At 53.4% G+C, this 11732-nt stretch carries 11 protein-coding genes; 2 read left to right on the top strand and 9 right to left on the bottom strand.

Annotated elements, in window-relative coordinates; all coding sequences use genetic code 11:
* Positions 1-86 precede the first annotated feature (86 nt).
* Positions 87-593, top strand: coding sequence for a methyltransferase (locus tag CRO87_RS01780; protein ID WP_097161209.1), 507 nt, complete (start codon positions 87-89; stop codon positions 591-593).
* 67 nt (positions 594-660) lie between these two features.
* Here the strand turns inward: CRO87_RS01780 and CRO87_RS01785 are convergent, their stop codons facing one another.
* The 9 genes from CRO87_RS01785 to lolC all read right to left on the bottom strand — a co-directional run bounded on the left by CRO87_RS01785 (position 661) and on the right by lolC (position 10412).
* Positions 661-879 carry an acyl carrier protein gene (locus CRO87_RS01785; protein WP_097161210.1) on the bottom strand — a complete coding sequence of 73 codons (219 nt, stop codon included), beginning with the start codon at positions 877-879 and terminating at the stop codon, positions 661-663.
* A gap of 17 nt (positions 880-896) precedes the next feature.
* Positions 897-2330, bottom strand: coding sequence for an AMP-binding protein (locus CRO87_RS01790; protein ID WP_097161211.1), 1434 nt, complete (start codon positions 2328-2330; stop codon positions 897-899).
* Entirely contained in the window at positions 2327-3445 is a 1119-nt protein-coding gene (locus CRO87_RS01795; protein WP_097161212.1) for an MBOAT family O-acyltransferase, read from the bottom strand. Before CRO87_RS01795 ends, CRO87_RS01790 begins: the two co-directional genes overlap by 4 nt.
* A 129-nt stretch (positions 3446-3574) precedes the next feature.
* A complete protein-coding gene (locus CRO87_RS01800; protein ID WP_097161213.1) occupies positions 3575-4714 on the bottom strand; it encodes a D-alanyl-lipoteichoic acid biosynthesis protein DltD in 1140 nt (379 codons plus the stop codon).
* 660 nt (positions 4715-5374) lie between these two features.
* On the bottom strand, positions 5375-6196 hold the full coding sequence (gene cobB, locus CRO87_RS01805; protein ID WP_097161214.1) for a Sir2 family NAD+-dependent deacetylase: 822 nt from the start codon (positions 6194-6196) through the stop codon (positions 5375-5377).
* 13 nt (positions 6197-6209) lie between these two features.
* A complete protein-coding gene (nagK, locus tag CRO87_RS01810; RefSeq protein WP_097161215.1) occupies positions 6210-7121 on the bottom strand; it encodes an N-acetylglucosamine kinase in 912 nt (303 codons plus the stop codon).
* Positions 7122-7273: 152 nt separating this feature from the next.
* Entirely contained in the window at positions 7274-8518 is a 1245-nt protein-coding gene (gene lolE, locus CRO87_RS01815; RefSeq protein WP_097161216.1) for a lipoprotein-releasing ABC transporter permease subunit LolE, read from the bottom strand.
* Positions 8519-9220: a lipoprotein-releasing ABC transporter ATP-binding protein LolD gene (gene lolD, locus CRO87_RS01820; protein WP_097161217.1), complete on the bottom strand. Its 702-nt coding sequence runs from the start codon at positions 9218-9220 to the stop codon at positions 8519-8521. It lies immediately after the preceding gene.
* A complete protein-coding gene (gene lolC, locus CRO87_RS01825; RefSeq protein ID WP_097161218.1) occupies positions 9213-10412 on the bottom strand; it encodes a lipoprotein-releasing ABC transporter permease subunit LolC in 1200 nt (399 codons plus the stop codon). Before lolC ends, lolD begins: the two co-directional genes overlap by 8 nt.
* Before the next feature lie 192 nt (positions 10413-10604).
* Between lolC and CRO87_RS01830 the strand changes: the two genes are divergently transcribed.
* Positions 10605-11669 carry an acyltransferase family protein gene (locus CRO87_RS01830; protein WP_097161219.1) on the top strand — a complete coding sequence of 355 codons (1065 nt, stop codon included), beginning with the start codon at positions 10605-10607 and terminating at the stop codon, positions 11667-11669.
* The last annotated feature ends 63 nt before the right edge of the window (positions 11670-11732 follow it).

An 11732-nucleotide genomic window follows, 5' to 3' on the forward strand; every position in this document is an offset into this window, starting at 1 on the left:
CCCAACTACGCCTTTCTGCTTACTACTGGCCTTGTCGATTTTCACTATGCTTGGATCATCCGCTGCAGACATCGCAGGCAACGCGTATGGCAAAGCTCTGGCTGTTTCTCGAACTGGCTAATCTGCTGGTCTTTACTCTTTATATTGCGCCGGGCAAACAACCTCCAGGAGCAAGAATGCTGATCCCCGCAGCGGCCACAAAGCTACTGCGACTGATGTGGCTCCTGCCGATTCTGGCATTTGGCTATAGCTTATTTCTCGATTCGCCCGTCACGTCGCTGGACTGGATATGTCTGCTGATGGCGGTGGCGGGTAGCAGCCTGGTGATAAAAGGGAAACGCGATCTTGGGAGATATCACACCTGGGCGGGGTACTATCTCCCCGGCGCGCCGAGGCTTAGAAGCGGCATCTTTAAATGGCTCGCGCACCCAATGTACACCGGCATTATTATGGTTATCGTGTCGTGCAGCCTCGTCTATTTCACCCGACTGCCGACCTTCCTTAGCGCCGTGGCACTTGCCAGCTGCCTTTATATTGTGACTTTCCTGCTGATTGTGGCGGTGCGCGAGAGAAATGCCCTTATCGTTCAGTGAACCCTATTCTGGCACTTCAGAATTTGTCGGCAGCAGGGAGCGAACGGTACGCTCTCTGCTATTTCCTTCAGCGATTAGCCTCAATATAAGCGGCCAGACTCGCTGGTGTTTTTAATACCGTTGCCACGTCGGTTGGCGAAATCATACAACCGAATTCATCCTGAACTTCAAGCACCACGTCCACCGCCAGGATGGAGTCCAGAATATCTGACTCGATCAGCTCATCGTGAAAGCCAACTTTACGGGACAGGATACGTTCAAATAACGCCAGAATTTGTTGTTCCATCATCACTCCTCACTTCATCAATTCACGCGGGCTTGCGCGTCTAATAACTTACGGTCGATTTTGCCGTTCGGGTTCAGCGGCAAATTTTCTTTAATCAGGATCTGCCCGGGCACCATGTACGATGGAATCACCTCCGCCAGCGCCTGTTTAATGGCGTTCGGGGAAAGCTCCGTCACGCAAAACGCAGCGATACGAAGCACGCCGCCACCGGGCTTCATCAGCGGCATGACCACAGCTTCCTGCATGCCCGGCAGGTTCAGCAATCTGGCTTCAATTTCACTGATTTCAATACGATAGCCGTTGAGTTTGATCTGGCTGTCGTTGCGCCCCGAACAGTAGAAATAATCCTGTTCATAGCCAAGATCGCCGGTCCGGTACCCGCGCCATGGCGAATCATCACGCTTGAGTAACTTCGCCGCGTTTTCCTCATCCAGCCCCAGATAACCCCGCATCACATTTTTTCCCCAGATGATCAATTCCCCTTCCGGGGCGATTTCCATAAAGGAATTCGGCATCATCTGGCCGATGGGCAGCAAGTCTGAATCGCTCATGAGCATGGCATCGGTAATTTCGACCACGGTGGTGGCAATGGTCGCTTCCGTTGGCCCGTAGGCATTAATGATTTTTGCCGCAGGAAAGCGGCGGCGAAGCTGCTTCACCAGCGCCTTGTTCAGCACTTCGCCGATAAAGACAAATACCTTCAGCGCGGGCAAATACTCAGCGCTGAACCGGGGAGAGATCAGCTTCTGATACGCAAATGAAGGCGTGGAAACCCATGCGGAAACGCCCTTCTCGCTGAGCATATCAAGCCAGTTTTCAGCGGCTATGTGCTCTTTCGCATTGAGAACGATATGCCCGCTGGTAGCTAAATTCGCTAACAGCGGGATCAGCGACAGGTCAAAGCTGAACACCGCGTGGTTCATCAGGACCGGGGATTCAGGCAGCACAAAATCCTGCCCGACCCACTGCATAAAGCTCCACACTGATTCCCGGCCAATCTGCACACCTTTCGGTTTCCCCGTACTTCCGGAGGTAAACATAATGTACGCCAGGTCCGGCTCCTCCAGCGGTTTCGCCGCAATACCCGTCGAGACAAACTCCCGCTGCGCGACATCGTAATACTGAGGCGCGCTTGCCAGCGTGCAGATTTCCCGCAGACGCTCAGGCGGATAGATGCAATCGACCGGGATGTAGGGGATGCCGTGGAGTAAACAGCTGTAGATCGCGACGGCGAACTCTGCCTGTTGATGGCCATAAAGCACAACCGGTACTGCTGGCGGCAGACGCAGCTCACGATAGCGCCCGACCCAGTCCATAACGGCCAGGCTCAGCTGCTGCCAGGTGAGCGCCTCTTCGCTGCCGCTAATAGCCAGCTGATTCGGACGGGCGGGATCCAGCAGAGCGCGGCGCAGAAACTCCCCCAGCGCCTGTAAATCAGATTGCATAGTCATAACGGTGACATTCCACTGAAGATGTAAAGAGATACCGCGGCCCCTGCAAGGGTGAGGACCCGGCCTGCAAAAGAGACAGGCGGCAATTGCAGCCAGCAGCCGAAGGCAGGACGTTTTTTCGCCGTCCACAGCAACATGTTATGAGTGACGGACATCAGCCCGAAAAGCACACCGCTGACAACATAATGCCGCTCCAGGCCATTCCACGCCCCCATACAAAAAAGCGTGCAGAAAATACCGATATTCTGGGCCAGCGTTTTATTAAGCCGAAAATAGTTCAGTCGCAGCAGATGCATATAAACCGGCATGAAAATGACGTCACGCAGCCATTCAGACAGGCTGATATGAAAACGCCGCCAGAAGTCCTGCGGGTTTTTCGCCAGGATCGGCAGATTGAAGTTCGCCGGGATATTCAGCCCAAAGAGACGTCCAGCCCCCATCGCCATATTGCTGTAGCCTGCAAAGTCGAAATAGAGATAAAAGCTATAGGCAACCGACAGGACAACGCCCTGCGTCCAGCTGAACGGCTGGTGCTGCCAGTGGCTGATAATTTCGCGGTCGATGAGCATCGCAAACAAAAACTTCTGCACGATACCGTAAAATATCTGCTGCATGGCCTGAAGAAAAAGATCGCAGGTCATGACGAAACTGGTCTGCTTAATATCTTTCAGCCAGCTGTTCCAGCGGTACATCGGACCTGCGAGGATCACAAAGGGCATAAACAGATAGCAAAAATAGTAAATGAACGCGTGGGCATCTTCTTTTTTGCGATACAGCAAAACATCGATGGCCCTGAAGGTCATAAACGACAACCCAATCATGCCCCAGTGATTATTGAGATGGAGCTTAACCAGCAGCAGGGGTAGCAGCGTCAGGCTGACCGCCTGCCAGGTTTTCAGCCAGTGCTTCTCCTTCATCCAGGCCACGCCGTAAAAACAGGCAAACACGGCAACAGGAATAATGAACTGGTCACGGAAGATATGCACCCAGCCGAAAAGCGTCAGCACTGAAAAAGAGACCAGGTACGTAAGCCGATGTTTTAGATAACGGTTAACACCTGCAAAAACCAGTGCAGATGAAAAAAGCCAGACAAAAAAATACGCATTCGAATACATAGTTACACCGTCAGAATTGCTGATATTCGAACTGAACTTTGGGTTTTGACGCGTCATCCACCGTTGACCAGGCGACAATAGTCAGCGCCAGAAAAAAATAAAGCAGAAACAGTCGAATAGCTTTCTTGATCATTGGAAGTGCTCGTAAATAAAATGATCCATATCCACCCAAGCTAAATCAGTCGGATGCAGATAATCCTTATTCCAGCCGTTTTGGTAAGGCTGCTTATACATATCAAAATAAGGTATCTGATATTTTTTCAGCGTGGCCGCAATCATGTCGTCTGCTGCCTTAAATCGCTCAGGATGGTTGACCACCCAGGGATTTATTGGGTCGACGATGACCACGACGTTCACATGTCGCCTGTGCAGCATACCGATCATTTTCTCAAAAACGGCCATCTGCTGTGCATCTGGAGCACGCGAGCTCCAGTCAAATTTCGACTTTTGTGTTTTAGCGTATTCTCGTGACACCCAATGGGTTGCAGCACTTACATGATGATCCGCCGTCATCTTCATTGCCTGTTGGCGTTGATATACCCAATCGATGCGGTCTGGTATTTTTCCGTCGGGGGACCAGCTATCTGCATCATCTCTGTAGAAAGGAAGTTTCTGCTTGTAATAATTTTTTATCTGGTCGCAAAAATGCCCAAACTCCCAGGTTATCGTGCTTTTATTCAGGCCAAACAATCGGTCATGATGATGAGGTTTGTGCCATATTATGGACTCCATCTCTTCCCCGTTGAGGCTTGAAAAATAGGTTTTTAGCGACGGAGAAATGTCCTTGTCGGCGAGTAAAGAGTCAATAATTGACGCAGGAACATGATCTTCAAAAATATCCGGACGTAGTTTTGCACGATAAAAATTATCCGGGGACAGCAATAGCACCATTTTTGTTTTATTGCTGAGATCTTTTTTAAAATGTGTTAACAAGGAAAACTGTATCAGACTCTCTACCAGTCCCCCTCCGTACGCCACGACAGGAATATGGAGATCTTTGTTGAAGTAATTATAGACAGCATAATGCTCATCCTCAGACCAACTGACCTCTGATGCACCCAAGAAGAAAATAGCATTCCCTTTTAATGCGTGAGAAAGCGTCATCATCTTTTCCCGCTGTTCATGGGCAGAGCCTGTCATGGAACTTATCATCGGCTGGAATATGATTCCATCGAGAGAGTTGCTCCATAAAGGTGGAATGCACAGTACCAATACGGCAGCGAATGCCATAGTGATATGCAAAATAATATTTTTATTCACTTTCATCATCTAATCAATATGATAAAACTTTGTTAAAGTATGTCTTATTTATAAATAACTGACCGTTTCTCTGACGTGTCGCAGAGTTAAAGCGCACTATAACTTATGATCTATTGATTGTATGTAACCATATGTACAACGCCAGCGTAATCACTATCTCAAATTTTATTGGTGATTATTTTTTCGATACTCTTAGCTTAATATCATTATCCCACTAATAAATAAAACTTTCTAAACAGTAGCTCTACAGGTACTTTCTATAGCATTAAACACCATAAAACCAATTTATAGCATGATAGTAATCCATAGCATCGTGCATCATCAGCATCTGATAGGGAGGATGTCATACCAAATAGGGGATATTAAGATCGTCATTTCCCGTTTTGATAACATTACGATAATAATATTGTTATCATTCGCCTCTAAAACTGCTACCAGATATGCCTGAATGTAACCATTGATTTATAATAGACGCAGGCATCGATAAGAAATAATCGAGTATTGGCAATTTTCAAATGAAACTCATTAGCAATTCATTTAGCTAAATGCTAAACGCAAAGTAAACCACAGCATGAATTTCAGAGAGATATTTGGGAAATATTAAACAAAGAAATGCCGCAATAAACAGCAAAGGCGGGTACGTGCAGAGTGCACATACCCGGACAAGGCTCAGAGCCCTTTCAGCAATTTATCAATAAACTCTGGCACCACGGCGCTGGCCAGCCCGTAGTGTTTTTCTTCAAACTCACTGCCCACCTGGCTCGGTTCGAGATTGAGTTCCACGGTATGTGCCCCCTGCAGTTTCGCCTCATGCACGAAGCCTGCTGCCGGGTAGACATGGCCGGAGGTGCCGATGGCGATAAACACATCCGCCATGGCCAGCGCTTCGTAGATTTCGTCCATGCCGAGGGGCATTTCGCCAAACCACACCACGTGAGGACGCAGGGGTTGAGGGAACTGGCAGCAGTGACATTTATCATCCGGGGTCACGTCGTCCTTCCACTCCAGCACCTGCCCGCTCCAGGCACAGCGCACTTTCAGTAGCTCGCCGTGCATGTGCAGCACGCGTTTACTGCCCGCGCGCTCATGCAGGTTGTCGATATTTTGCGTCACCAACATAAAGCGGTCACCCAGCGCTTCTTCCAGCCTTGCCAGCGCCAGATGCGCCGCATTCGGCTGAATGTCAGACTGCTGTAACTGCCGACGGCGGGCGTTGTAGAATGCCTGCACCAGCGCCGGGTCGCGGGCAAACCCTTCCGGCGTAGCCACATCCTCCACCCGATGCTCTTCCCACAAGCCGTCGGCAGCACGGAAAGTGCGGATCCCGGACTCTGCCGAGATCCCCGCCCCCGTCAGGACCACCACTCGGGGTTTGTCCATCTCTTCGGGTGCCGCTCTGTCGCGGAAGAAAACCCGCTGGCGCAGCCTGTCGTGCAACCGACGTTTGCTGAGACGAAAACGGCTGAGTCGATGAAAGCGACGCGAGTGCATAATAACCCCTGTATCAATCCGTAAGATGCAGGAATGCGGCACCGCGCATTCCTCCGGCATCGCCATGACGCGCGCGCTCGATACGCGGTACGCGGGCCACCGGCAACAGATGGCGCGGCAGTCGAGCCGCCAGTCCGTCTGTTATCGCACTAAAGTTAGACAATCCACCACCGATCACCAGCAAATCCGGGTCGACTATTGTCATAATATTGCCGAGGCACACCGCAAGCAAATCCAGGTAGCGCTCAACGTGTTCGCGGGCTTTGGCATCGCCTTGCTCCCAGAGCGCGACGATCTCCGGCGAACTTAACGGCTCTTGGTAATAGTGTTCATACAGCCAGGCAAAACCGCGCCCTGAGAGATAATTTTCGATACAGCCCAGCTGGCCGCAGCCGCAGCGGGTGAGAGGAAAATCACGCCCGACTACCTCCAGCGCATCTACGGGCAGGCGGATATGGCCGAACTCGCCGGTGATGTAACTGTGACCGGTTATCGATTTACCGTTTAACACCAGCCCACCGCCCACGCCGGTGCCGAGGATGAGCCCCATAACCAGTGGATACTGCGTGAATTCGTCGTCCCAGGCTTCGGAGAGGGCAAAACAGTTGGCGTCGTTGTCGAGGCGCACGTCGCGCCCGAGGCGAGCGGAGAGATCTTTGCGCAGCGGTTTACCGCTGGCTGCGGGCACGTTGGCGGCATAGAGCGTGCCGTCGGCGGTTTCAGGCATGCCAGGAATACCAATGCCGACGCTGCCTTTCACAGCAAAACGTTCGTCAGCCTCCGCCACCAGGTCACACACGGCTTTCAGGAAGGATTCGTAGCTGTCGCGCGGTGTGGCGGTGCGCTTTTCCCACTGCAGACGCCGCTGTCCGTCAAACACTCCGAGGGCAATTTTGCTGCCGCCAATGTCAAATCCGTAGTACATAGCAATTCCTCTTTACTGACCGAAAAGGTCAGGACGTAAAGAGTGGATTGAAACCGCCCTGTAGGTCGGGTCAGGCATCGCCGCCACCCGACATGATGCCCGGTGGCGCTGACGCTTACCGGACCTACAAAACCAGGCCACATTCCACTGAATTACTGGCCGCTCAGCACTCTTGCTGGATCAATCCGGCTGGCGCGACGGGCAGGATACCAGCTCGCCAGCAGACTCAGCACCAGTGCTGTGACCAGCACATAAAAGACATCCAGCCAGTGCAGTTCAGACGGCAGGAAGTCGATAAAATAGATGTCACCGGAGAGGAACTGGTGACCGATAAGCTTTTCAATGCCGTTGATAATGGCCGTCAGATTCAGGGCACACAGCACGCCAGTCACCACGCCCAGCACGCTGCCGAGCAGCCCGGCCAGCAGGCCATACCAGACGAAGATGGCGCGAATCAGGCCATCTTTGGCACCAAGCGTACGCAATACGGCGATATCGCTGCTTTTGTCTTTCACCGCCATCACCAGGGTGGAAACGATGTTAAAGCAGGCCACGCCGATCACCAGGATCATCGCCAGATACATAATGGCGCGGATCATCTGAATGTCGCGGTACATATAGCCGTAGGTGCCAATCCAGCTTTTGATGTAGACGTAGCTGTTGGTCACTTCACCCGCGTCGCGCACCAGTTTGTTGGCGTTGAACACGTCGTTCACTTTGATGGCGATACCGGTCACGCTGCTGCCCATATCGAGATACTGCCGGGCGTCCGGGATCGGGATCATCGCGAGGCTGTGATCGAGCTGACCGCTCAGTTGCAGAATACCGGTCACGTGCAGGCGCACACGTTTAGGCTGCAGCAGCTGATGCTCTTTGTCGGAATTAGGGATCATGATCGACACCCAATCACCCTGCTTCACCTTCAGCGCATCGGCCACGCCTTTGCCGAGAATAATCTGCTGGTCGCCCGCTTTGAAGTTCGCCCAGGCGTTGTTCTGCACGTAGTTCGGCAGTGCACTGAGCTTGCTTTCCTGCTGCGGATCGACGCCTTTAATCTGAATCGCACGCATGTTGCTGCCGCTTTCGATAAGCCCCGTGAAGTTGATGTAAGGGGCCGCGGCTTCGATGCCTTTGACCTTCTCAACTTTGCTCAGCGCTTCGCTCCAGTTGGTCCACGGCTGGTTCACGGGTTCGATTTCACCGTGTGGCACCACCGCAAGCACGCGGTTATTGAGTTCACGCTCGAAGCCGTTCATTGCACTCAGGCCAACGATCAGAACCGCCACGCCAAGCGCAATGCCAACGGTGGAAATCACAGAAATCAGCGACACCATGCCGCCACGACGACGCCCACGGCTAAATCGCAGGCCGATAAGCAGGGATAACGGAGACGCCATTTACTGCGCTCCCATCAGGGTCAGTTCTGCGTTCAGGTGCCCATCGCGCATTTCCAGCTGACGACTCATGCGCTTCGCCAGCTGCAAATCATGGGTGACCACCAGGAACGCGGTGCCCTGTTGTTTATTCAGCTCACCGAGCAGCTGGAAGATGCTGTCGGCGTTGCGGGCATCAAGGTTACCCGTGGGTTCATCTGCCATCACCAGGCGCGGGTTATTGACCAGCGCACGAGCGATGGCCACACGCTGACGTTCACCGCCGGAGAGTTCAGACGGGCGGTGTTTACGGCGATGATCGAGCCCTACGGCCGCCAGCATCGCGCGGGCGCGTTCCTGAATTTCAGCGGGTTTCTTTTTACCAATAAGCAGCGGCATTGCCACGTTTTCTTCGGCGGTGAAATCCGGCAGCAGATGGTGGAACTGATAGATAAAGCCCAGCTCGCGGTTGCGCAGGTCGGCCTTTGCCGCCAGCGACATTTTCGACAGCGGCTGACCGCTGAAAATCACGTCGCCCGAGGTTGGCGTATCCAGCCCGCCGAGCAGATGCAGCAGCGTACTTTTACCGGAGCCGGAGCTGCCGACAATCGCCATCATCTCCCCTTCCCCGATGCTGAAGCTGACGTTGTGCAGGACATCAGTCTGCACGGTGCCTTCCTGATAGCGTTTGCACAGGTTGTCGCATTGCAACAGGATCTTATTCATAACGTAAAGCCTCAGCGGGTTGGGTGGCGGCAGCGCGCCAGGAAGGATACAGCGTAGAAAGCAGCGCCAGCAGCATGGCCACCAGCGCGATGACGATCACCTGAACGGGTTCGATAGCCACCGGCAGCGCACCGCCGTCAACGAACGCGCCAATAATCGGCATCAAATTATTGAGCTGGCTTGCCAGCAACAGACCGAGCAGCGCGCCGAGCAGCGCGCCAATCACGCCAGCGCTGGCGCCTTGCACCATAAACACCGCCATGATCTGACGCGGCGTCAGCCCCTGGGTTTGCAGAATGGCGACTTCGCCCTGCTTCTCCATCACCATCAGGCCGAGAGAGGTAATGATGTTAAAGGCGGCAACGGCAACGATCAGGCTCAGCAGCAGCCCCATCATATTTTTTTCCATGCGCACGGCCTGGAACAGCTCGCCTTTACGCTCGCGCCAGTCCTGCCATTTAGTGCCTTCCGGTAATTTTTGTGCGCTCAGGGTGTCCACTTCCAGCGGCTTGTCTAACCACAAGCGCCAGCCGGTGATATTGCCGAGCGGGTAGCGCATCAGACGTGAGGCGTCCTGAATGTTGACCAGCATCTGGTAACCGTCCACTTCGCTGTTGGCGGCGAAAGTGCCAATCACGTTAAACAGGCGCTGGCTTGGCACGCGGCCCATCGGCGTGAACTGGCTTGCCGACGGCACCATGATGCGGATTTGATCACCGCGCTTCACACCCAACTGCCCGGCAAGCTGTTCGCCGAGGATGACGTTGTACTGCCCGGTTTGCAGCGCGGTTTGTTTGACGTTAACGAGGTACGGCGTCAGCGGATCGTTCTGTGCCGGGTCGATGCCGAGCATCACGCCGACCGCCACGCTGCGCGGGCTTTGAATCACCACATCGCCGGTAGTGAGCGGCGCAACGCGGGTCACGCCCTGCAATTTCGCCTCAGCTTCAGGTATTTTTTGCGGATCGAGCGACCCTTGCTGTGCGCTGAGCACCGCCTGCGGCATCAGCCCAAGAATGTTGTTTTGCAGCTCGCGTTCAAACCCATTCATGACCGAAAGCACGGTCACCAGCGCCATAACGCCAAGCGTAATGCCGATAGTCGACAGCCAGGAGACAAAGCGACCGAAGCGGTCCGCTGCGCGCCCACGCATATAACGCAGGCCAATAAATAGTGCGACAGGTTGGTACATGTAATCCGTCTGGTTGCTGTTGGCAGTGGCACGAGTATATAAGCGAAAGCGTGGAGCGTAAACGGCAGAACGCGGATCCGTTCAGCCTGACCTTTATCTGAAAATGAATGAAATACAGAATGTTACCCGTTACACCTGCGAGGAAGGTCTTAGGATGGACCCCTGTTTATGGCATTCTGAACGTGGACCGTTATGAAAGAAAAAGCACTCTGGCTCAATCAAATCAAGGGGCTATGCATCTGCCTTGTGGTCTTTTACCACTCGGTTATCACCTTCTACCCGCAGCTTCACGCCTTCCAGCATCCGTGGTCGCCGACGCTGGCGAAGTGCTGGGTCTACTTCAATCTGTACCTTGCGCCATTCAGAATGCCGGTGTTCTTTTTTATCTCCGGTTTTCTTATCCAGCGCTATATCGACGGGGTGTCCTGGCGTGACAGCCTCGGCAAACGCGTCGGCAACATTCTGTGGGTGTTGGCCCTGTGGGGCGTATTACAATGGCAAGCGCTGAGTCATATTTCACACTGGCTCGCCCCGGAGAGGGATATCAGCAGCAGCGCTAACGCCGCCTATGCAGGCAGCTTCGGCGAATTTGTGCAGGCAATGCTCACGGCCAGCACCAGCCTGTGGTATCTCTACGCGCTGATTGCCTACTTTGTGCTCTGCAAGCTGACTTCTCGCGTGAAAATACCGATGCTCGCCGCGCTTGCCATGCTTAGCGTCGCCATCAATTTCCTGCCGACGCCGTGGTGGGGCATGAACAGCGTGCTGCGTAACGTCATTTATTATGCGTTGGGTGCCTGGTTTGGCATGCCGCTGATGGCGTGGATGAAAACGTTTGATATTCGTAGCCGCTGGCTCCCGCTGGGGCTGTTTGCGTTTATCGCCGTTGCCCTGTGGTTTATGCGCACGCCGCTGCTGCTTTCTCTGTTGTCGATTTTCATCATCATGAAACTGTTCTACGCGGTCGGGCGTCGCTTCCCGCCGTCGGAACGCTCGTTACTGAACGTTGTGGGTTCCAATACCATCGCCATTTACACCACCCATCGCATTCTGGTGGAGATCTTCAGCCTGCTGTTGATTGGCTGGCTCGGTAGTCAGGCCCGTTCGTCGTCAGTCGAACTGGGCATCCTGCTGTTTTATCCGTTCTTCAGCCTGCTGCTGTGTATCGTCACGGGCCTGCTGGCCCGTCGTCTTTCTCAGCACCTGACGGGCGATATTCTCTTTTCGCCCCCGAAGGTTGCGCTGAATCGAAGCTAATTCAGGGCTCATTTGCTAATGTCGGTCGATAGAGGATAATAATCTTCATTGAAGAGCGGCGGT

This window comes from Enterobacter sp. CC120223-11, assembly GCF_900215375.1.
In the GTDB taxonomy this organism is placed as follows: Bacteria; Pseudomonadota; Gammaproteobacteria; order Enterobacterales; family Enterobacteriaceae; genus Scandinavium.

What these genes read in the sequence shown, in the direction of transcription:
- CRO87_RS01780 (WP_097161209.1), top strand. Translation starts at nt 87, where the DNA reads ATGGCAAAGCTCTGGCTGTTTCTCGAACTGGCTAATCTGCTGGTCTTT.
- CRO87_RS01785 (WP_097161210.1), bottom strand. Translation starts at nt 879, where the DNA reads ATGGAACAACAAATTCTGGCGTTATTTGAACGTATCCTGTCCCGTAAA.
- CRO87_RS01790 (WP_097161211.1), bottom strand. Translation starts at nt 2,330, where the DNA reads ATGACTATGCAATCTGATTTACAGGCGCTGGGGGAGTTTCTGCGCCGC.
- CRO87_RS01795 (WP_097161212.1), bottom strand. Translation starts at nt 3,445, where the DNA reads ATGTATTCGAATGCGTATTTTTTTGTCTGGCTTTTTTCATCTGCACTG.
- CRO87_RS01800 (WP_097161213.1), bottom strand. Translation starts at nt 4,714, where the DNA reads ATGATGAAAGTGAATAAAAATATTATTTTGCATATCACTATGGCATTC.
- cobB (WP_097161214.1), bottom strand. Translation starts at nt 6,196, where the DNA reads ATGCACTCGCGTCGCTTTCATCGACTCAGCCGTTTTCGTCTCAGCAAA.
- nagK (WP_097161215.1), bottom strand. Translation starts at nt 7,121, where the DNA reads ATGTACTACGGATTTGACATTGGCGGCAGCAAAATTGCCCTCGGAGTG.
- lolE (WP_097161216.1), bottom strand. Translation starts at nt 8,518, where the DNA reads ATGGCGTCTCCGTTATCCCTGCTTATCGGCCTGCGATTTAGCCGTGGG.
- lolD (WP_097161217.1), bottom strand. Translation starts at nt 9,220, where the DNA reads ATGAATAAGATCCTGTTGCAATGCGACAACCTGTGCAAACGCTATCAG.
- lolC (WP_097161218.1), bottom strand. Translation starts at nt 10,412, where the DNA reads ATGTACCAACCTGTCGCACTATTTATTGGCCTGCGTTATATGCGTGGG.
- CRO87_RS01830 (WP_097161219.1), top strand. Translation starts at nt 10,605, where the DNA reads ATGAAAGAAAAAGCACTCTGGCTCAATCAAATCAAGGGGCTATGCATC.